Annotated in this window: 19 protein-coding genes and 1 pseudogene; 5 read left to right on the plus strand and 15 right to left on the minus strand. The window is 61.7% G+C overall.

Features of this window, described 5'->3' with window-relative positions; translation table 11 throughout:
• Positions 1-7: 7 nt before the first annotated feature.
• Positions 8-2,150, minus strand: a pseudogene (gene katE / locus ACVWZP_RS20225) (catalase HPII).
• Positions 2,151-2,415: 265 nt separating this feature from the next.
• Between katE and ACVWZP_RS20230 the strand changes: the two are divergent.
• The 3 genes from ACVWZP_RS20230 to ACVWZP_RS20240 are packed head-to-tail and all read left to right on the plus strand — an operon-like array spanning position 2,416 to position 4,919.
• The gene (locus ACVWZP_RS20230) at positions 2,416-3,423 is read left to right on the plus strand and encodes a methionine ABC transporter ATP-binding protein (RefSeq protein ID WP_017849017.1); all 1,008 of its coding nucleotides are present in this window, start codon (positions 2,416-2,418) and stop codon (positions 3,421-3,423) included.
• Positions 3,423-4,097, plus strand: coding sequence for a methionine ABC transporter permease (locus tag ACVWZP_RS20235; RefSeq protein WP_017849016.1), 675 nt, complete (start codon positions 3,423-3,425; stop codon positions 4,095-4,097). Before ACVWZP_RS20230 ends, ACVWZP_RS20235 begins: the two co-directional genes overlap by 1 nt.
• Before the next feature lie 51 nt (positions 4,098-4,148).
• A complete protein-coding gene (locus ACVWZP_RS20240; protein ID WP_017849015.1) occupies positions 4,149-4,919 on the plus strand; it encodes a MetQ/NlpA family ABC transporter substrate-binding protein in 771 nt (256 codons plus the stop codon).
• A gap of 144 nt (positions 4,920-5,063) precedes the next feature.
• Here ACVWZP_RS20240 and ACVWZP_RS20245 read toward each other — a convergent pair whose 3' ends face one another.
• From ACVWZP_RS20245 to ACVWZP_RS20265, 5 genes are read right to left on the minus strand one after another with little or no spacing between them, the layout of a single operon-like run.
• Complete coding sequence (locus ACVWZP_RS20245) at positions 5,064-5,699, minus strand: SCO family protein (RefSeq protein ID WP_017849014.1); 636 nt, start codon at positions 5,697-5,699, stop codon at positions 5,064-5,066.
• The gene (cyoE, locus tag ACVWZP_RS20250) at positions 5,696-6,595 is read right to left on the minus strand and encodes a heme o synthase (protein WP_046381540.1); all 900 of its coding nucleotides are present in this window, start codon (positions 6,593-6,595) and stop codon (positions 5,696-5,698) included. Before cyoE ends, ACVWZP_RS20245 begins: the two co-directional genes overlap by 4 nt.
• Positions 6,583-7,662: a COX15/CtaA family protein gene (locus tag ACVWZP_RS20255; protein WP_017849012.1), complete on the minus strand. Its 1,080-nt coding sequence runs from the start codon at positions 7,660-7,662 to the stop codon at positions 6,583-6,585. Before ACVWZP_RS20255 ends, cyoE begins: the two co-directional genes overlap by 13 nt.
• A gap of 10 nt (positions 7,663-7,672) precedes the next feature.
• Positions 7,673-8,266, minus strand: a complete 594-nt coding sequence (locus ACVWZP_RS20260; protein WP_457370098.1) for a hypothetical protein — start codon at positions 8,264-8,266, stop codon at positions 7,673-7,675.
• On the minus strand, positions 8,232-8,996 hold the full coding sequence (locus ACVWZP_RS20265) for an SURF1 family protein (protein ID WP_017849010.1): 765 nt from the start codon (positions 8,994-8,996) through the stop codon (positions 8,232-8,234). Before ACVWZP_RS20265 ends, ACVWZP_RS20260 begins: the two co-directional genes overlap by 35 nt.
• Positions 8,997-9,028: 32 nt before the next feature.
• Here ACVWZP_RS20265 and ACVWZP_RS20270 point away from each other — a divergent pair, with 32 nt between their 5' ends.
• On the plus strand, positions 9,029-9,232 hold the full coding sequence (locus ACVWZP_RS20270; protein WP_017849009.1) for a twin transmembrane helix small protein: 204 nt from the start codon (positions 9,029-9,031) through the stop codon (positions 9,230-9,232).
• Positions 9,233-9,238: 6 nt separating this feature from the next.
• Here the strand turns inward: ACVWZP_RS20270 and ACVWZP_RS20275 are convergent, their stop codons facing one another.
• The 4 genes from ACVWZP_RS20275 to coxB are packed head-to-tail and all read right to left on the minus strand — an operon-like array spanning position 9,239 to position 13,532.
• A complete protein-coding gene (locus tag ACVWZP_RS20275) occupies positions 9,239-10,126 on the minus strand; it encodes a cytochrome c oxidase subunit 3 (RefSeq protein ID WP_177030074.1) in 888 nt (295 codons plus the stop codon).
• A gap of 35 nt (positions 10,127-10,161) precedes the next feature.
• The gene (locus ACVWZP_RS20280; RefSeq protein ID WP_026140285.1) at positions 10,162-10,713 is read right to left on the minus strand and encodes a cytochrome c oxidase assembly protein; all 552 of its coding nucleotides are present in this window, start codon (positions 10,711-10,713) and stop codon (positions 10,162-10,164) included.
• Positions 10,714-10,756: 43 nt separating this feature from the next.
• Entirely contained in the window at positions 10,757-12,346 is a 1,590-nt protein-coding gene (gene ctaD, locus ACVWZP_RS20285; protein ID WP_017849006.1) for a cytochrome c oxidase subunit I, read from the minus strand.
• A gap of 58 nt (positions 12,347-12,404) precedes the next feature.
• Entirely contained in the window at positions 12,405-13,532 is a 1,128-nt protein-coding gene (gene coxB, locus ACVWZP_RS20290) for a cytochrome c oxidase subunit II (protein WP_026140284.1), read from the minus strand.
• Positions 13,533-13,900: 368 nt separating this feature from the next.
• Here coxB and ACVWZP_RS20295 point away from each other — a divergent pair, with 368 nt between their 5' ends.
• The gene (locus tag ACVWZP_RS20295) at positions 13,901-14,548 is read left to right on the plus strand and encodes a hypothetical protein (RefSeq protein ID WP_046484380.1); all 648 of its coding nucleotides are present in this window, start codon (positions 13,901-13,903) and stop codon (positions 14,546-14,548) included.
• 69 nt (positions 14,549-14,617) lie between these two features.
• Here the strand turns inward: ACVWZP_RS20295 and ACVWZP_RS20300 are convergent, their stop codons facing one another.
• The 5 genes from ACVWZP_RS20300 to ACVWZP_RS20320 form a co-directional block, all read right to left on the minus strand.
• Positions 14,618-16,165: a SulP family inorganic anion transporter gene (locus ACVWZP_RS20300; RefSeq protein WP_017849003.1), complete on the minus strand. Its 1,548-nt coding sequence runs from the start codon at positions 16,163-16,165 to the stop codon at positions 14,618-14,620.
• Between the two features lie 85 nt (positions 16,166-16,250).
• The gene (locus ACVWZP_RS20305; protein WP_017849002.1) at positions 16,251-16,982 is read right to left on the minus strand and encodes a carbonic anhydrase; all 732 of its coding nucleotides are present in this window, start codon (positions 16,980-16,982) and stop codon (positions 16,251-16,253) included.
• Positions 16,983-17,209: 227 nt separating this feature from the next.
• A complete protein-coding gene (locus ACVWZP_RS20310; protein ID WP_169865945.1) occupies positions 17,210-18,268 on the minus strand; it encodes a PA0069 family radical SAM protein in 1,059 nt (352 codons plus the stop codon).
• A 70-nt stretch (positions 18,269-18,338) separates the two neighbouring features.
• The gene (locus ACVWZP_RS20315) at positions 18,339-19,649 is read right to left on the minus strand and encodes a c-type cytochrome (RefSeq protein ID WP_457370099.1); all 1,311 of its coding nucleotides are present in this window, start codon (positions 19,647-19,649) and stop codon (positions 18,339-18,341) included.
• A gap of 12 nt (positions 19,650-19,661) precedes the next feature.
• Entirely contained in the window at positions 19,662-21,446 is a 1,785-nt protein-coding gene (locus ACVWZP_RS20320) for a GMC family oxidoreductase (RefSeq protein WP_457370100.1), read from the minus strand.

The raw sequence follows: 21,446 nt of genomic DNA on the forward strand, positions 1-21,446 counted from the left end.
AGATGACTTAAGCCGGAACCGCCTTGGCCTTCGGCTCACGCTCCCAGACCCGATGCTGGGCAATCGCTTTAAAGAACGCCTTGAACGCCTTGGTATCCGCCCCCACGATCAACCCCGCATCCGCCTCGAGCTTGAGCAGGTCGAGCAAGGGCTGCGCGTCACTGGCCACGGCAATCGCCTTCAGGTGCTTGTAGGCCTCCAGCAGGTAGTGCAACGCCACACCGTCCCCACTCAACGCCTTGATCGACGCCTTACCGCCGGGCACGAACACCGCATCAAACGCAATCGAGGGCAGGCCTGCCATCGACGCATCCACCGCCAGATGCTTGCCATCGGCCGTGGTGACCGGCGCCGAGGTCGGCCCGAGCAACTTGGCGTGTGCGCCCTCGGCTTGCAGCGCTTTCTTCAATGCAGCAATTGCCGCGCCGTCGACACCATCGGCCGCCAGAATCGCCACTTTGCGCGTTTTGATATCGCCCGACAGCAGGTTCACCTGGCTCAACGCCGGCGACGCTTTCACCGACGCCTTGCGCGGCGGCACCGTGCCTTTGGTCGGTGCGGGCAGACCCAGGTTCTGTGCAACGCGCCTGGCCAGTTCCAGGTCGATGTTGGCCAGAATCTCATTGACCTGACGGGCACGGATAACCTCGCGCTCCACCTTGCCCAACTCAAAACTGTAGGCCGCAATGATGTGCTCTTTCTCATGGTGGCTCATGCTGTTAAAAAACAGCGTGGCCTGGGAGAAGTGATCGCCAAACGACTCACTGCGCTCGCGCACCTTGTTGGCATCGACGCGCTCGTAATAGGTTTCGAAACCACCCTCCTGAGCCGCGGGCGGCGTTTCTTTCGGCCAACCGCCATCGATCGAATTCGGCTCATACGCAGCCCGGCCCTTATCGATCACAGTGCGATGCTGGGCAATCCCGCTGACCATTATGGAAAGGCACTACAGGCCGATTGATCGGCAGCTCATGAAAGTTCGGCCCACCGAGTCGGCTGATCTGGGTATCCGTGTAGGAAAACAGGCGGCCTTGCAGTAGCGGGTCGTTGGTGAAGTCGATACCCGGCACGATATGGCCAGGGCAAAAGGCGACTTGCTCGACTTCGGCAAAGAAGTTGTCGGGGTTGCGGTTAAGCACCATCTTGCCCAGCGGCGTAATCGGCACCAACTCTTCGGGGATGATCTTGGTCGGATCGAGCAGGTCGAAGTCGAACTTATGCTCGTCTTCTTGCGCAACGATCTGTACACCCAACTCCCACTCAGGGTAGTCACCGCCCTCAATCGCTTCCCACAGATCGCGACGGTGGTAATCGGTATCTTTACCGGCAAGCTTTTGCGCTTCGTCCCACACCAGGGAACAGGTGCCGACTGTTGGATGCCAGTGGAATTTCACGAAGCTCGATTTACCTTCGGTATTGATCAAGCGAAAGGTGTGAATACCGAACCCCTGCATGGCACGCAGGCTTTTCGGAATAGCCCGGTCAGACATGGCCCAGATCACCATGTGCGCCGATTCCGGCTGCAGCGAGACAAAATCCCAGAACGTATCGTGGGCCGAGCCTCCGGTAGGCATTTCATTGTGCGGCTCAGGCTTTACCGCATGCACAAAGTCAGGAAACTTGATCGCATCCTGAATGAAAAATACCGGCATGTTGTTGCCCACCAGGTCGAAGTTGCCTTCCTCGGTGAAGAACTTCACGGCAAAACCGCGCACGTCGCGCACCGTATCGCCCGAACCACGCGGGCCTTGCACGGTGGAAAAACGCACGAACACCGGGGTTTTATGCTCGGGGTTACGCAGGAAACCGGCCTTGCTCAGCGCCGAATGGTTCTCATAGGTCTGAAAATAGCCATGCGCGCCCGTACCGCGCGCATGCACGATGCGCTCCGGGATACGTTCATGGTCAAAATGCGTGATTTTTTCACGCATGATGAAGTCTTCCAGCAGCGAGGGGCCGCGGGCACCGACTTTCAAGGTGTTCTGGTTATCGGAAATCTTCACGCCTTGGTTGGTACGCAGTGCCTGGCCGGTCGCGTCGCTACGGAATGCCTCCAGGGCCTGCAGCTTGGCGTTGGTGTTGCCACGGTCCAGGGTATCGGTGCCCGCCAGTTCACTCTTCGGCGGGATGGCTGGCTTGTGGGTACTCATCAGACAAAACTCCTTATTCAAAGTGGCCAGAGCGGTCCCCGGCTCGTTTGAGCAAAACCCCAGGCACGGCACCCGGGAAATCGAGTTGCTGAAGTAGTGACTGACACGAATTTGCACCGTTCCTTTTTTATGACCTTTGATCGCGTTATTGCCAAATCACTGGTTGAATGCGAAATAAATGCTAAGAACCGCTATACGGACAGGCTAAAATGCGCGCCCGGCTAACCGCTGATCCCTTTTCCATGCGCCCCACAAGGTTCGCTACGTGATCGAGTTTCATAACGTCCATAAAACCTACCGCGTCGCCGGTAAGGAAATCCCCGCGCTTCACCCCACCAACCTGCGCGTCGAGAACGGCCAGGTGTTTGGTCTGATTGGCCACTCCGGTGCGGGAAAAAGTACCTTGTTGCGCCTGATCAATCGCCTCGAGCAACCCAGCGGCGGCCAGATCAACGTCGATGGCGAAGAAGTCACGGCCCTGGATGCCAACGGCCTGCGCCGTTTCCGTCAGCAGGTCGGGATGATTTTCCAGCACTTCAACCTGCTGGCCTCCAAGACCGTCGCCGACAACGTGGCGCTGCCGCTGACACTGGCCGGCGAATTGTCGCGCAAGGCCATCGACCAGCGCGTCGCCGAACTGCTGGCGCGTGTCGGCCTGTCGGACCACGCCAAGAAGTACCCGGCGCAACTGTCCGGCGGTCAGAAGCAGCGCGTCGGCATTGCCCGCGCCCTGGCGACCAAGCCGAAAATCCTGCTGTGCGACGAAGCCACCAGCGCCCTTGACCCGCAGACCACCGCCTCGGTGTTGCAACTGCTGGCCGAGATCAACCGCGAGTTGAAGCTCACCATCGTACTGATCACCCACGAAATGGACGTGATCCGCCGCGTATGCGACCAGGTGGCCGTGATGGATGCCGGCGTGATCGTCGAGCAAGGCTCGGTGGCCGACGTGTTCCTGCACCCCAAGCACCCGACCACCAAGCGCTTTGTCCAGGAAGCCGATCAGGTCGACGAAAGCGAGCAGCGCGATGACTTCGCCCATGTACCGGGTCGCATCGTGCGCCTGACGTTCCAGGGCGAAGCGACCTACGCACCGCTGTTGGGTAACATCGCCCGCGAAACGGGTGTGGACTACAGCATCCTCGCCGGGCGTATCGACCGCATCAAAGACATCCCCTACGGGCAACTGACCCTCGCCATCACCGGCGGTGACATGGAAGCGGCCTTTGCCCGCTTCACCGCCGCCGACGTCCACATGGAGGTGCTGCGCTAATGGAAGTCCTGATGAGTTTCTTCGCCAATATCGACTGGTCCGAAATCTGGCTCGCCACCGGCGACACCATGACCATGCTGTTCGGTTCGCTGTTCTTCACCGTGCTGCTCGGCTTGCCCTTGGGCGTGCTGCTGTTTCTGTGCAGCCCGCGCCAGCTGTTCGAGCAAAAAGGCCTGTACGCGTTGCTGTCGCTGAGCGTGAACATCCTGCGCTCGCTGCCGTTCATCATCCTGTTGATCGTGATGATCCCGTTCACCGTGCTGATCACCGGCACTTCGCTGGGTGTGGCCGGTGCGATTCCGCCGCTGGTCGTGGGCGCAACGCCGTTCTTTGCGCGCCTGGTGGAGACCGCGCTGCGTGAAGTGGACCGCGGCATCATCGAAGCCACCCAGTCCATGGGGGCCAGCACGCGCCAGATCATCACCCATGCTTTATTGCCTGAAGCCCGCCCCGGCATTTTCGCGGCGATTACGGTGACGGCGATTACACTGGTGTCCTACACCGCCATGGCCGGCGTCGTCGGTGCCGGCGGCCTGGGCGACCTGGCCATCCGTTTCGGCTACCAGCGCTTCCAGACCGATGTGATGGTCGTCACGGTGGTGCTGTTGTTGATCCTGGTGCAAATTCTGCAAACCGTCGGCGACAAGCTGGTGGTGCATTTTTCTCGAAAATAACGACTATTGCCGGCTATACGCCGATAAATGCCCGAACAAGGAGCTTGCTGGATGAAAAAACTACTGGTTGCTTTCGCCGCCGTCGCCGCGTTTTCGGCCCACGCCGAGACCATCACGGTTGCCGCCTCGCCGGTGCCCCACGCGGAAATCCTCGAATTCGTGAAGCCGGCACTCGCCAAAGAGGGCGTGGACTTGCAGGTCAAAGTCTTCACCGACTACGTGCAGCCCAACGTACAAGTGGCCGAAAAGCGCCTGGACGCCAACTTCTTCCAGCACCAGCCGTACCTGGATGAGTTCAACAAAGCCAAGGGCACGCACCTGGTGAGCGTCGGCGCGGTCCACCTCGAACCCCTGGGCGCTTACTCCAGCAAGTACAAGACCCTGGCCGACCTGCCTGACGGCGCCAACGTCGTGATCCCGAACGACGCCACCAACGGCGGCCGTGCGCTGTTGCTGCTGGCCAAGCACAACCTGATCACCCTGAAGGACCCGACCAACATCCTGTCGACCATCAAGGACATCACCGCCAACCCGAAAAAACTCAAGTTCCGCGAACTGGAAGCCGCCACGTTGCCGCGCGTGCTGACCCAGGTCGACCTGGCGCTGATCAACACCAACTACGCGCTGGAAGCCAAACTGGACCCGTCCAAGGACGCTCTGGTCATCGAAGGCAGCGACTCGCCTTACGTGAACATCCTGGTGACCCGCGAAGACAACAAAGACTCGGACGCCGTGAAGAAGCTGGTCGCAGCCCTGCACACGCCTGAAGTGAAGAAGTTCATCGAAGAGAAGTACAAAGGCGCGATCAAGCCGGCGTTCTGATCCGACTCGCTCCCCAACACACCGCAGATCAAACAATGTGGGAGGGGGCTTGCTCCCGATAGCGGCAGTTCAGTCGATGCATACGTTGACTGACCCACCGCTATCGGGAGCAAGCCCCCTCCCACCTGTGTTTTGTGTTGCCTGTTATTTGCGCTGCAACAGCCCTGGCAACTGCGCCACCAGCTTCTGGTTGTTCAGCGGCGCACGAATGAACCCACGCTGGGTGCCATCCGGACCGATCAGCGCGAGGTTGCCGCTGTGGTCGACCGTGTAGTTCGGCTTGGTCGTGTCCGCCGGAATGAACGGGATGCTCACCGCGTTCGACACCTTCTGCACATCGTCCACATTCGCGCCGGTCAGGCCTTCGAATTGCGGGTCGAAATAGCCCAGGTATTGCTTGAGCTGAGTCGGCGTGTCGCGGTTCGGGTCGACGCTGACCAGGATCACCTGCAACTTATCCACAGCCTCTTTGGGCAACTCGCTCTTGATCTGGCGCAGTTGGGCGAGGGTGGTGGGGCAGATGTCCGGGCAGAAGGTGTAGCCGAAGAACAGCAGGCTCCACTTACCCTTCAACTCGTTGACCAGCACCGGCTGGCCGTCCTGGTTGGTCATGGTCACCGGCGGCAATTGGCGGCTTTGCGGCAGCAGGATGATGCCGGCATCGATCAAGGCGGTCGGGTCGCCCTGGCCCTTGCCCGAGAGCACTTTGTTGACGGTCAGGCCCATGATCAACGCGACAATGGCCACCAGAATGAAGACAGTTTTTTGAGTTCGGGTCATAGGTTCAACAGTAAGTAGTGGTCTACAAGCAGGGCGATAAACAGCAGGAACAGGTACCAGATAGAGTACTTGAACGTGTTGATCGCCGCGTGCGGCTGAGCGCCACGGTACAGCACCCAGGCCCATTGCAGAAAGCGTGCACCCAACACCAGCGCAGATCCGAGGTACAGCAGGCCGCTCATATGGATGACGTAGGGCATCAGGCTCACCGCCAGCAGGACGCAGGTGTAGAGCAGGATATGCACCTTGGTGTAGTGCTCGCCATGGGTGACCGGCAGCATCGGAATATCGGCCTTGGCGTATTCCTCCTTGCGGTGAATGGCCAGGGCCCAGAAGTGCGGCGGGGTCCAGGCGAAGATGATCAGCACCAGCAGCAGCGGCTCGGCGCTGACATGCCCGGTGACCGCAACCCAGCCCAACAGCGGCGGCGCCGCGCCAGCCAGGCCACCGATGACGATGTTCTGCGGCGTCGCGCGCTTGAGAAAGCCGGTGTAGATCACCGCATAACCGAGCAACGAAGCCAGCGTCAGCCAGGCCGCCAGCGGGTTGGTGAACGCCAGCAGCAGCGCCAACCCGGCAACAGCCAGAAACAAAGCAAAGGCCAGCGCCGCCCCGGGCGATACACGCCCTTGAGCGATCGGGCGCTTTTGCGTGCGCGCCATCAGCGTATCAATGCGCCGATCGACGACGTGGTTGACCACCGCCGCGCCACCGGCACACAGGGCGATCCCCAGGTTGCCGAAGATCAGCACCGCCCACGGCACCCCGGCGCGGGTGGCGAGGAACATGCCCACCAGCGAGGTGATGAGCATCAGCACCACCACTTTCGGCTTGGTCAGCTCCAGGTAGTCACGCCAGATCGCCTGGCCGTGACGCGCGCCGATCAAGGTCGCCATGGCATCTCTCCTTTGAGGGTGATAAGGCCCGATACGTGTTTACGCGGGCTGAAGCGCCAGCCGAACGGCATCTGGCGGCGCACCCGGACCAGGCTGGTACGGGCGTGGTAATTGACCAGTACCAGGGTCAGCAACAAGGCTGCGCCACCGGCGTTGTGACCGACCGCCACCGGCAGCGGCAGGTGGAAATACACGTTGCTCAGGCCCAGGCCGATCTGTGCCGCCAGGGCGATCAGCAGCAGGCCCGCGAGCCGGGTCATACCCACCGCGCGCAGCTGCCAGGCCAGGCCCAGCAATACCAGGGTGACCAGCAGCGCGCCGATGCGGTGGGTCAGGTGAATGGCCGTGCGCGCGTCGCTGTCGAGCTGGCCGCCGAGGTAATTGGGGCCGATGTGCTGGGTCAGGTGGAAGCCATTGGCAAAGTCCGCCGCCGGCCACCACTGGCCATGGCAGGTGGGCAAATCGATACAGGCCACCGCCGCGTAGTTGGAACTCACCCAGCCGCCCAGTGCGATCTGGCCGATCACCAGCACCAGGCCGGCGGTGGCCCAATATTGCAGGCGCTTGGGCACGATCAGCGCGGGCAGCACGCCGGACAGGCGCAGGGTCAGCAGAAACAACAGGCTCAAGGTCGCAAAGCCGCCCAACAGATGCCCGGTCACCACTTGCGGCCAGAGCTTGAGCGTCACCGTCCACATACCGAACGCCGCCTGGGCGAACACCACCGCCAACAGGAACAGCGGCAACTTCACCGGCTGGCCGGGGTCGCGCCGATGCCGCCACGAGCGCGCCGCCAGCAGCACGATCAGCAGGCCCAGGGTGCCGGCAAAGTAACGATGGACCATCTCGCTCCAGCCTTTGTCGGCCTCCACCGGCGTGTCCGGGAAATGCAACTCGGCATGGGCCAACTGGGCATCGCTTTGCGGCACGCTGATAAAGCCGTAGCACCCTGGCCAATCCGGACAACCCAGGCCGGCGTGGGTCAGGCGCGTATAGGCGCCGAGCAATACGACAATCAGCGCCAGCAAGGTGGCAAACAGCGCGAGGCGAAATCCAGGTTTGGCCATGACGATGCCCTTATCCGATGTTCGACAGTTTCAGCAGGTGGCGCAGGTCGTTGAGCAAGTCCTTGCCCTTGACCGTCGTGTCGTAGCGCAGCACCAGGTTGCCGTGGGGATCGACGATCCACAGTTGCGCCTCGCCCGGTGCGGCAGCGGCTTTGCCGAAGGTCGTCAAGTCCAGCGGGTAGCGTTGCAATTGCGGGTATTCGGCCTTGAGCCTGGCCTCGTAATCGGCGCCGACCGGCTGCGCACTGGCCAGGGCATGACTGGCCCGGGACGCATCGCGGCCGAGGCCGATCTGCAGCTGCCGCGCCAGGTACACCAGTTGCCGGCACTCGGCGGCGCAGGCGCTGGGCGCGGTGACGAGCAACTGCCAGCGCTGTTCGTCCGCCTGCACGCCGATATCGGCGCGGGTCTGGCCGTTGCCGATCAGTTCGCCGTGGTAACTGCGACTGTCCGGCACCCAGAACTGCAGCTTGTACATAAAGGTGGCGAGCGCCATCGGGCCGACCACCATCAGCAGGATCAGGATCAGCTGCCAGCGGCCTTTGCGCCGGTCGGGCGTCGCTGGCGCATCAGACATGTTGAGTGGATTCATGGCCGCTCCCATGGTGCTTCTCCTTTGCGTTGTGCCATCCGAGGTAGAGGTAAAGGCTGAGCAGCGCCAGCGCCATGGCGAACCATTGCACCGCATAGGCCAGGTGTTTTTCCGGGCCCATGGCAACGATGGGCCAGGTGGTGTCGTAGGTGCCGGGGCCGGCTTCGGCGCGCAGTTCGTAGGCAAAACCGCTGCGCCCCAGCTCGGCCCACAGCGTGGCCGGATGCAGCGCGGTGAGCAGGCGCGGCCAGTGCGCGGTCGCCGGGTCGGCGTGCAACTGGAAGGTTTCGCCGGGCGCGACATACACCCAGGCGTCAAGATTCACCGGCTGTTCCGGCGTGCTGAAGACGGGCGGCGCGCGCCGATCCGGCCAGGGCAACCAGCCGCGATTGAGCAGCAGCCACAGGCCGCTGGCCTGGTCGTGAAACGGTTGCAGCAGCTCGACGCCGGCCTTGCCATTACGCATGCGGTTGTCGAGCAACACACTGTGCTCGCCGTCGAATTGACCGCGCAGATGCACGCGACGGAAGGCCGGATCAGCCATGCTGTCGAGTTGCGCACTGCCCACCGGCTCAGCGGCGCGGCGCTCGGCGTAGCTGTCCACCATCAGCTGTTTTTCATGGCCGCGCGACAGTTGCCAGAACCCCAGGCCCACCATCAGCGGCAGCAACACGAGCACCACCAACGTCGGCGCGATACCGGGGCGAAAGCGCTGGATGGCACTGGCTATACTGGATTTCATCGCCCCTCCCCTATAAGCCCTGGAGCCAGACCATGCTCAAAGCCGCCATTGCCCTGATGCTGATCGCGACCGTCGCGAGCCTGTTCAGTGGCTTGTTCTTTCTGGTCAAGGACGAGGGCCACTCCAACCGCCTCGTCACCGCCTTGACCGTGCGTGTCGTACTGGCCGTGATCACCGTGGCGTTGATCGCCTGGGGCTTTTTCAGCGGCCAGTTGGTGTCGCATGCGCCTTGGTAGCGCGCCTCACAGCACATACACGAAGAAAAACAGGCCGATCCAGACCACATCCACAAAGTGCCAATACCAACTGGCCGCCTCGAAACCGAACTGGTGCTCGGCATTGAAGTGCCCGCGCAAGATACGCATCAGCATCACGAACAAAATAATCGTGCCGATGGTCACGTGGGCCCCGTGAAAACCGGTGAGCATGAAGAAGGTCGCGCCGTACACGCCGGAGCCCAACGTCAGGCCCAGCTCTTTGTAGGCGTGGATGTATTCCTCTGCCTGGAACCCAAGAAACCCCAGGCCCAGCAGCACCGTGATCGCCAGCCAGAGCTTCAGCGCACCGCGATGGCCTTTGCGCAGCGCATGGTGGGCGATGGTGATGGTCACGCTGGAACTCACCAGCAGGATGGTGTTGACCAACGGCAGGCCCCACGGGCTGATGGTGCCTTCGGGCGCGGGAAACAGCTTGGGATCGGGGTTGTTGAGCAGCGGCCAGACAAACTCGAAATTCGGCCACAGCATATGCGCGATGCCTTTGGAGCCTTCGCCCGCCAACCACGGCGCCGACATATGCCGCACATAAAACAGCGCACCGAAGAACGCGATGAAGAACATCACTTCGGAAAAGATGAACCAGGTCATGCCCCAGCGGAACGAGCGGTCCATCTGCGCGCTGTACAACCCGGCACGGCTTTCCTTGATCACCGCGCCGAACCAGCCGAACAGCATGTAGGCCAGCAACAGGCCACCGACGAAAAAGATCCACGGCCCGTGGGATTCCGGGCGCGCAGCCTTCAGGTCGTTGAACCACACGCCCAGGCCATACACGGTGATCAGCAGGCCAACCGTGGCAATTATCGGCCATTTGCTTTGCGCTGGTACGTAGTACGTATCATGAGTCGACATGTATTCGCTCTCCTGATTGAGCGGGCAAACAGTAGCTAGCCGCCGCTATGGACAGCCACGGGCGGTTGGCGCGCGGTGATATCAAACAGCGTGTACGCCAGGGTCAAATGCTTCACATCCTTGGGCATGTCGCGATCGACAATGAAGCGCACCGGCATTTCGATGCGCTCACCGGGTTGCAGCACTTGCTGGGTGAAGCAAAAACACTCGGTCTTATGGAAGTACATCGCCGCTTCAGCCGGGGAAATGCTCGGGATCGCCTGGGCGGTCATCGGCTTATCGCTGGGGTTGTAGGCCACAAAAAGCATCTCGTTGACCGCGCCGGGGTTGACCACGATCTCATCGGCCTTGGAATGGAACTCCCAGACCATGTCGATGGCATTGGTGGACAGGAACTGCACCCGCACCTGCCGCGACGGATCGACGATCTGCTCGCCCTCATACTGCCCGGCCGTCTTGCCGTTGATGCCGAACGCCTTGCACATCACGTCGTAGATCGGCACCAGGGCAAAGCCGAAGGCGAACATCGCCAGCACCAGGATCAACAGGCGGGTGACCAGGCGCTTGAGTGGCACGGAGTCAGCCATGGCGATCACCCGACAGTGTGGGAGGGGATTTGTGGAAGCCGGTTCATTTGACCTCCGGTGGCGTGGTGAAGGTGTGGTACGGCGCGGGCGAGGGCACGCTCCACTCCAGGCCTTCAGCGCCGTCCCACGGCTTGGCCGGTGCTGGCGGGCCGCCGCGGATGCACTTGATCACGATAAACAGGAAGAAGATCTGCGTGGCACCGAACATGAACGCGCCGATGGACGAGACCATGTTGAAGTCGGCGAACTGCAGGTTGTAGTCCGGCACCCGACGCGGCATGCCGGCCAGCCCGACGAAGTGCATCGGGAAGAACGCCATGTTCATGCCCACGAAAGACAGCCAGAAGTGCAGCTTGCCCAGGGTTTCGTCGTACATGTGGCCGGTCCATTTCGGCAGCCAGTAGTAAGCCGAGGCGAAGATGCCGAAGATTGCGCCAGGCACCAGTACGTAATGGAAGTGCGCCACCACGAAGTAGGTGTCGTGGTACTGGAAGTCTGCCGGCGCGATGGCCAGCATCAAGCCGGAGAAACCGCCGATGGTGAACAGGATCACGAACGCCACCGCAAACAGCATCGGCGTCTCGAACGTCAGCGAGCCTTGCCACATGGTGCTGACCCAGTTGAACACCTTCACCCCCGTCGGGACGGCGATCAGCAGGGTGGCGTACATGAAGAACAACTCGCCCACCAGCGGAATGCCGACCACGAACATGTGGTGCGCCCACACGATGAACGACAGGAACGCGATACTCGCCGTGGCGTAGACCATCGAGGTGTAGCCAAACAGCGGTTTGCGCGAAAAGGTCGGGATGATCGAGCTGACGGCGCCGAAGGCCGGCAGGATCATGATGTACACCTCGGGATGGCCGAAGAACCAGAACACATGCTGGAACAACACCGGATCACCGCCGCCGGCGGCACTGAAGAAGCTGGTGCCGAAGTGGATGTCCATCAGCATCATCGTCACGCAGCCGGCCAGCACCGGCATCACCGCGATCAGCAGGAAGGCGGTGATCAGCCAGGTCCACACGAACAGCGGCATTTTCATCAGGGTCATGCCCGGTGCGCGCAGGTTGAGAATGGTGGCGACCACGTTGATCGCGCCCATGATCGAACTGATGCCCATCAGGTGGATGGCGAAGATGAAGAACGTCACGCTTTCCGGGGCGTAGGTGGTGGAGAGCGGGGCGTAGAAGGTCCAGCCGAAATTCGGCCCGCCGCCCGGGGTGAACAGGGTCGAGACCAGTAGCAGGAACGCCGCCGGCAGCAACCAGAAGCTGAAGTTGTTCATGCGCGGCAGGGCCATGTCCGGCGCGCCGATCATCAGCGGGATCATCCAGTTGGCCAGGCCGACGAACGCCGGCATCACCGCGCCGAACACCATGATCAAGCCGTGCATGGTGGTCATCTGGTTGAAGAACGCCGGCTCGACGATCTGCAGGCCGGGCTGGAACAGCTCGGCGCGGATCACCATGGCGAACGAGCCGCCGAGCAGGAACATGGTGAAGGCGAACCACAGGTACATCGTGCCGATGTCTTTGTGGTTGGTGGTCAGCACCCAGCGCATCAAACCCTTGGCGGGGCCGTGGGCATGGTCACTGGCGTGGCCATGGTCATCGATCACAGCGCTCATGGCCGTTCTCCTGCAAACGAGTGGGCGGGGCGGTTCAGCGCATTCGCAATGAAGTGAGTCATTTGCTTTCCGCCTGTTTCAGAGCCAGCACGTCTTTGGGCGTGACCATGTCGCCTTTGTTGTTGCCCCAGGCGTTGCGCTCGTAGGTCACCACCGCGGCGATATCCACTTCCGAGAGTTGCTTGCCGAAGGCGGCCATGGCGGTGCCGGGCTTGCCGAAGTAGACGCGGTGCAGGTGGTCTTCCTTGCTTCCGGTGGCGATCGGCGAGCCCTTGAGCGCCGGGAACATCGGCGGCAGGCCCTGGCCTTCGGCCTGGTGACAGGCCACACAGCTGGTGTGATAGACCTTGTCGCCACGGGCGACCAGTTCGTCCAGCGTCCACTCCTTGGAGGTCAGCTCCTTGAGCTGAGCGGCCTCAGCCTTGCGCTCGCCGAGCCAGGTGTCGTAGTCGGCCTTGGACTTGACCTCGACCACGATGGGCATGAAGCCGTGGTCCTTGCCGCACAGTTCGGCGCACTGGCCCCGGTAGATGCCGGGCTTCTCGATACGGGTCCAGGCCTCGTTGATGAAACCGGGGATGGCATCGCGCTTGACCGCAAAGGCCGGCACCCACCAGGAGTGGATCACGTCCGCGGCGGTCACCAGAAAACGCACCTTGGCGCCCACCGGCAGCACCAGCGGCTGGTCGACTTCCAGCAGGTAATGTTCGCCTTTGGTGGCCTTGTTGTGGATCTGCTCGGCGGGAGTGGCCAGGTTGCTGAAGAACTCCACATCCTGGCCGAGGTATTTGTAATGCCACTTCCACTGATAGCCGGTGATCTGGATATCGATGTCCGATTCCGTGCTGTCGTAGATGTTGATCAGGGTCTTGGTCGCCGGAATGGCCATCGCCACCAAGATCAGCAAGGGCACTACGGTCCAGAGGATTTCCACGGTGGTGCTTTCGTGGAACTTGGCGGCCACCTGGCCCGTAGACCGGCGGTGAAGGATCATCGACCAGAACATCGCGCCAAATACGACAATGCCGATCACTACACAGATCCAGAAAATGGTCATGTGCAGGTCGAACACGGCGTGACTGACTTCTGTCGCCCCTGGCGCCATATTCGTTGTCCAGGCGGCATGCGCCTGACCGAATACTGACCACAACAGGAGGCCCATCCAAACATGTGGATGTCGCGTCATTGCGGGTTCCCCTTATCGTTCTTGTTATCCCGCCGGTGTGCACCTGCGTCGAAGGGAGCGGCTTCCATACTGCTTACAACCGCTTAGCCTCACCTGCTTATGCAGTCTGGCGTCATCAGCTAATCGCGTACAAAACCGAGTATAGACAGCACCTGCCACCCCGCAATGTGCAGGGGCAAATGAGCTGAAACAGACGGACGGGGCCCATAAGACCGGGGGGCGGAATCGTTTATCCGACGAACGATGGCAATTCGATATAACAGCGGCGCATAACCATGAAATAATTATGACAAATGCGTCTTAGACGCTTGTATAAACGAACTACCTTGTCCTTTCCCTTTTCCTACGCCTGCTTCACTGGAGCTTTCATGAACACCGCCGCATTGCGCGAGCAGATTTCCCGTGCCCATCAACACGAAGCCAGCACCGGCCAACTGGCCCAGCAACTCGAGAAACAATTACCGCACCTGCATTCGGCCATTACCCTGGCGGAGGGTGATCGTAACCTCGTCATGACACGCTTTGTCACTGCCTACGTCGACCTCGTCCCAGACCTGCTGGACGCCGCCAACGACGTAGCCCGCGAGGCCGGTATCGAAAGCCAGGTCAAGCCGGTACTGAAGATTGCCGAGCAGTTTTTCCTGCAACCGCCAGCGATTCTGGCGGGCCATATCGGTCTCGACGGCCTGCTGGACGAGGCCTACCTGGCCCATCGCCTGGTCGAAGAGGTCAATGACCTGTATATCACGCATTTCGGCCAACCGTTGATTCCAGCGGACACCACCGTGGCCAATCTGATTGCCCATCAACTGATCGGTGAAACCTTTGCCAACCAGTTGGACGAAGCCGTACACCATGCGGTAGATAAAATGCTCAGCGAAGACAGCTTTGCGCTGGAATCGGTCGAGGCCTACCGCGAGCAGCTCAAAAGCCTGGCAACGGAAGCAGCGTGGAAGCGCTGGCCGTGCCTGTCGCGCAAGTTGGGCATTGAGTTGGAACTGGATCAGCAGGCCTGAATCTTCGACCTGACGCTAAACACATGCGGGAGAGGGCAAGCCCCCTCCCGCATTTTTGATCCGGTTCCGTCAGTTGGTAAACGGCGCCGAACCGATCCCCGTCGTGGTCCGCACCCGACCTTCCAAGCGACGCTTCAACCCCCGCGCCTCGATCACCAGCTTCGCGCCCTTGGCCGCATTGGCCCGACCCCACTCCTCCAGCAACTCCAGGCAAGAATGGTCGATGTAACTGAGGTTGTTCAGCGGTACATGCAGGGTGTTTCCCGCCGGCACCGTCGACAGCACCCGGGTTAATGCCGGCACTTTCAGAAAAGTCGCCGCGCCGCTCAAACGCAATTCCATTTCACCGTGGCCGGGCAAATCGATCAGGCTGATTTTCAGGCGCGAAGCCTTGAACGCCAGTTTCAGCAACGTCAGCCCGAAACCCACCAACACGCCGGTCAGCAGGTCGGTAAAGACGATCGCCAGCGCCGTGGCCGCGTAGGTAAACATCGGCATCCGCCCGTAGCGGCCCAACGCGCGGAACGCCTTGACGTCCACCAGCTTGATCCCGGTGTACACCAGAACGCCCGCCAGGCTCGCCACCGGAATGCTTTGCAGCACGCTCGACAGCAACAGCACGAACCCCAGCAGCCACACGCCATGGAACATCGCCGACAAGCGCGTGGTGGCGCCGGCCTGCACGTTGGCCGAGCTGCGCACGATCACACCCGTCATCGGCAAGGCGCCGACCAGGCCGCACAGCATGTTGCCCACGCCTTGCGCGGACAATTCCTTATCGAAGTCAGAACGCTGACCACTGTGCATGCGGTCGACTGCGGCGGCGGAGAGCAGGGTTTCGGCACTGGCGATAAACGCCACGGCGAACGCGGCGATCAACAATTGGGGATCGGCCAGGTTCAGCAAGTCGCTGGGGCGCAGCCAATCGATGGCGTCGGCGAGGTTTTCCGGCACCTCCACGCGCTTGACCTGCAACGCCAGTACCAGGCTGGCCAGCGTTGCCAGGCCCACACCCAACAAGGCGCCCGGCACAAACCGCAGCGGTTGCGGGCGGAACTTATCCCACAGGTACATCACCAACATGGTCGACAGCCCCAGCAAACCGGCCTGCCAGCCAAGGCCGCCGCCCAGGGTAGGCACCGCCGCTGCCAACGCGGCCGGGAAGCCCGCCAGGTTATCCAGCCCTGATGGCTGGGGCGCACCGTCGAGCATCACATGGACCTGCGACAGCACAATCAGCACGCCGATCCCCGCCAGCATGCCGTAGACCACCGCCGGCGCCGTGACACGGAACCAGCAGCCCAGGCGCAAACGCCCGGCCAGCAGTTGCAGCAAGCCGGCCAGCAGCAGGATCGGCCCGAGCATCGGCATGCCGTGCTGGCGCACCAGTTCGAACACCAACACCGCCAACCCCGCCGCCGGCCCGCTGACTTGCAACGGCGACCCCGCCATCCAGCCCACCACCAGGCCCCCGATGATGCCGGTGATCAGGCCCTTGGCCGGCGGCATGCCGGAAGCGATCGCGATCCCCATGCACAAGGGCAGGGCGACCAGAAACACTACCACGGAGGCCAGCAGCTCCCGAGGCAACACAGCTTTTAATTGAGCAGCACGCATGATGACTCTCCCGAGGCATTCGCCGGGCGCGGCAAAGCCTGGCTGCATCCATGGCAGCCACCGCTCTACCCGGCAGGGAAGTGTGTTAGAAGCGCGCTTTAGGCGTCGCGGAGGGGATTGGCTCGGTGCCGTTCAGCGGTCGAAACGCCGCCTTTTCCGCATCGTAGGCGCGGATTTCACTGGTCTCGATGTTGTAGATCCAGCCATGGATAAACAAATGACCATTGGCCATGCGCGAGGCCACGGACGGGTGGGTGCGCAAATGCTGCAACTGGGCGATGACGTTTTCTTCGGTCAGCATCTTCATGCTCTCGCCTTCATTGGCGCAGTCGCAGTTGTCGTGAACCATGGTCTTGGCGACTTCGGCGTGCCGCAGCCAGGCCTTGACCGTCGGCATCTTCTCCAGGCTCGCGGGGTTGAGCACCGCGCGCATCGCGCCGCAGTCGGAGTGCCCGCACACGATGATGTGCTGCACGCCCAGGGCAAGGACCGCGTATTCGATGGCCGTGGAAACACCGCCGTTCATCTGCCCGTAGGGGGGCACCACGTTGCCGACGTTACGGGTCACGAACAGGTCGCCGGGCGAGCTCTGGGTAATCAGCTCGGGCACGATGCGCGAGTCGGCGCAGGTGATGAACATCGCCCGAGGGTTCTGGGCCGTGGCGAGTTTCTTGAAGAGTTCTTCTTGCTGAGGGAAGACGTCGTGATGGAAATGCAAAAAGCCGTCAACGATGTGCTTTAGCGCTGCATCGGCGGACTCCGCCACTTGAGCGGCTGAAGCCGACGCAGCCAACGGCTGTTTATCCTTGTCACTCATGATTCATCCTCTTGATTAATGCAGGGGAGGGTTCAGGTCAATTCGACGCCGGGCCGATGGAATAGTTTTAGAACGCCGCAAAGCCGGGTGCCAACTCGTCAGTCACTCGCTGAACAAAGTAGCCGTCGAAACTTAACTCAAACTGAATCAACCGCTCTAGATCGCGGGTTTCAGTGATGTCAAAACGCGACCACCTCTACGATCACAGTGCGTATTTGCCCAATAGTCTACAACAACGCCATCTGCCTGCCCGGTGGGCAGAACGCCGTGCAATCCAGATTGAAGCCTTCCCGACGGTCGAGCCCAAGGCGCTTGATTGCCTTGCTGAAGCGCTGCGCCAGCAGATCGGCAAACGGCCCCTCTCCGCGCATACGCACGCCGAAGCGACTGTCATACACGCCCCCGCCCCGCACCTGGCGTACCAGGCTCATCACATGGGCGGCGCGCTGCGGGTAATGCGCCGCCAGCCACTCCTCGAACAGCGGCGCCACCTCCAGCGGCAGGCGCAGCATCATATACGCGGCACTTTGTGCACCGGCTGCATGGGCTTCGGTGAGCAGGCTCTCCAGCTCGCTGTCGTTGATCATCGGGATCATCGGCGAACACAGCACCCCCACCGGGATACCGGCCTCGCGCATCACCCGGATCGCCCGCAACCGCGCCTTGGGCGCCGCCGTGCGCGGCTCCAGGATGCGCTTGAGTTCGTCGTCGAGGCTGGTGAGGCTGATCATCACCGCCACCAGCCGCTGGCGCGCCAGTTCGGTGAGCAGGTCGAGATCGCGCAGGATCAGCGAGCCCTTGGTGATGATGGTCACCGGGTGCCGATAGCGCAGCAGCACTTCGAGGGTTTGCCGGGTGATCTTGTACTCGCGCTCGATCGGCTGGTACGGATCGGTGTTGGAACCCAGGTTGATCGGCGCACACACGTAGCCGGGCTTGGACAGTTGCTGTTCGAGCACGTCGGCGGCGTTGGTCTTGGCGATCAGCTTGGTTTCGAAATCCAGCCCCGGCGACAGGTCCCAATAGGCATGGCTGGGCCGCGCATAGCAGTAGATGCAGCCATGCTCACACCCGCGATAAGGATTGATCGAGCGATCGAACGGCAAGTCCGGCGAGTTGTTGCGCGTGATGATGGTCTTGGCCGTTTCGATACGCACTTCGGTGCCCTGGGTCGGCGGCACCTCCTGGTACCAGCCGTCGTCCTCGGCCACGCTGACGGTGGGCGCGAAACGATTGTGCAGGTTGGTCGCCGTGCCCCGGCCACGGGGCGGCAGAGGTGCAGACATGAAAACGCCCCTATACTGTTTTTATATACAGTATAGGGGCGCAAGCTGGATGACCAGTGCCGTTTGGCGGTCAGTGCGGTTGCGTGACTTGCCCCAGGTCGTCGCCTGACGTCGTGTGCATGTCATTCTTGCGCAGGTCGGCCACGTCACTGGCCTTCACCGCAGCACCTTTGTTACCCCAACTACCGCGCACGAAGCTGACGACATCCGCCACTTCCTGGTCCGACAGGCGCCAGGCAAACGCCGGCATGGTGAAGGTGGAAGGCGCAGTGTGGGTGGCCGGCAATGTGCCGCCGTTCAACACGATGTTGATCAGCGACGTGGCATCCGCCGTCTGCACCACCGGGTTGCCCGCCAGCGCCGGGAACACCCGCGTGTAGCCATGACCGTCGGTGCGATGGCAGGCGGCGCAGTTGTCGATATACACCGACGCGCCCGGCCGGCTGTCATCGCCTTTCCACAGCGCTTCGGCCACCTGCTTGTCGTACTGGTGCGGCGGGTTTTGAGGGTCCACCGCCGGCAGGCTCTTGAGGTAGCGGGCGATCGCGGTCAGGTCGTCCTGGGACATGTACTGCATGCTGTGGACGACCACATCGCTCATGCCGCCGAACACCGCGCTGCGATCACTGCGGCCGGTCTTGAGGAATTGCACCAGTTGCTCTTCGCTCCAACTGCCGAGGCCGTCCTTGTGGTCGCCACGCAGGCTTTTCGCGATCCAACCTTCCAGCGGCGCACTGCCGGACAAAAAAGCGCTGCCGTCGGCCGCACTCAAGGCTTTTTCCTGCATGGTCAGCGCCCGCGGCGTATGGCACGCGCCACAGTGGCCGAGGCCCTCGACCAAGTAAGCGCCACGGCTGATCACCGGATCGGCGCCCGCCACTTCCGGGGTATCCGCCACGGGCGGGGCAAACATCCAGCGCCACGCCGCCAACGGCCAACGCATGCTCAAAGGCCAGGGAATGTCACTGGCCCGGTTTTCCTGGGCGACCGGTTCCACGCCCTTCATGAAGTACGCATACAGCGCCTGCATGTCGCTTTCACTGACGCGGGCGTAAGACGGATAGGGCATCGCTGGGTAAAGCGTACTGCCACTCTTGACGACGCCATGGCGCACGGCCTTGTCGAAGTCCGCGAAACTGTAGGCGCCCAGGCCGGTCTTGTCCGGGGTGATGTTGGTGGAATAGATCACGCCGATGGGGGTCTCCATCGGCAGGCCGCCGGCGAACGGCTTGCCGCCCTTGGCAGTGTGGCAGGCGACGCAGTCGCCGGCGCGGGCCAGGTATTCGCCTTGCTTGATCAGGTCGGCGTCGGCGGCGCTCACCGAGCAGTTGCCGAGCAACGCCAGGGACGCCGCGAAGGAGGCGATAACACGTGCTTTCATGGTCATCGTTCCTTATGCCTGAACCAGTGGGCCGGGATTTTTCAGGTACTGCTCGCGAATCGCTCGCGCCGACCAGTAGGTCAACGCCGCCACCAGGCCGGTAGGGTTGTAACCTAGACCTTGTGGGAAAGCGGACGCGCCGGGGACAAACACGTTGTGTACATCCCAGCACTGCAGGTAGCGGTTCAACGCACTGGTTTTCGGGTCGATGCCCATGATCGCGCCGCCGTTGAGGTGGGTGGTCTGATAGGACGCGGTATTGAAATGCTCACCGACCTTCTTGCCCAGCACGGCAATGGCCTTGGGGTTCATCGCTTCGGCGATCTTGCCCATTTTCTCGACCATGAAGCGGTTCATCTTGATGTCGTTTTCCTGCCAGTCGAAGGTCATGCGCAGCAGCGGCAGGCCGTAGGCATCGTGGTACACCGGGTCCAGATCGAGGTAGTTACCGCGGTAGGATTGATGCGCGCCGTGGGCATCCATCGACACCTGATGGGTGTAGTAATCAGCGGTGGCACGCTTCCAGGCGCTGCCCCACGCCGGAGTACCGGGTGGGTTGGAGGTGCCGGCGATCGGCCGACTGCCGGCCTGGTTGACCCACATCGGCGAGCCCCCGACGAAGCCATGGGGCCCGTGGTCGAAGTTGTCGGCGTTGAAGTCATCGATGGCCACACCATTGCCGCCAGCACCGATAAAGTTGTTGGTGTGGGTGTCCTTGTCGAAGAAGGCCTTGATGGTCGCCATGTTCTGGTAGGCGAAGTTCTTGCCTACCACGCCTTCGCCGCTGATCGGGTCGTAGGGCTTGCCGATCCCCGACAGCAGCATCAAGCGCACGTTATGGAACTGGAACGCGCCGAGAATCACCAAATCGGCCGGCTGCTCGCATTCCCGCCCCTGGGCGTCGATATAGGTCACGCCGGTCGCCTTGCTCTTGGTGCTGTCGAGGTTGACCTTGAGTACGTGGGAATTCGGCCGCAGCTCGAAGTTCGGCACCTGGCGCAACGCTGGCAGGATGTTCACGTTCGGCGACGCCTTGGAGTACATGTAGCACACGTAGCCACTGCAAAAACCGCAGAAGTTGCACGGGCCCATCTGCGCGCCGTAGGGGTTGGTGTATGGCCCCGAGGTATTGGCTGATGGCAGGTTGTAGGGTTTGTAACCGACTGCCGTGGCTGCTTTCTGAAACAGCTGCGCCGACACCGTGTTCTTCTGCGCCTCCAACGGGAACGGGTTGGAACGATCCGGCGCATACGGGTTGCCGCCACGGCCTTCGCCGACCAACTGACCGTTGACGGTCCAGGCCTGGCCGGAGGTGCCGAAGACTTTTTCGGCGTAGTCGAAAAACGGCTCCAGCTCTTCATAGCTGACGCCGAAGTCCTGGATAGTCATGTCCTTGGGAATGAAATGTTTGCCGTAGCGCTCTTCGTAGTGGCTGCGCATGCGCAACTCGATAGGGTCGACGCGAAAATGCACACCCGACCAGTGCAGCCCCGCACCGCCGACGCCGTTGCCCGGCAAAAAGGCGCCGAGCTGACGGTTGGGCAGGGCGACGTCATTCACGCTATGGCGAATTGTCACCGTCTCCTTGGAGATGTCCTGGAAGAGTTTTTTACGCACGCTGTAGGTCAATTCGTCGATGACCTGGGGATAGTTGCCGTCCGGGTAAGTGTCCTGCATCGGGCCGCGCTCTAGCGCTACCACGTTGAGGCCCGCTTCCGTCAGTTCCTTGGCCATGATCGCGCCAGTCCAGCCGAAGCCGACGATCACCGCATCCACTTTTTTCATGATGGTCGCCAC

Source organism: Pseudomonas sp. TE36184 (assembly GCF_054060055.1).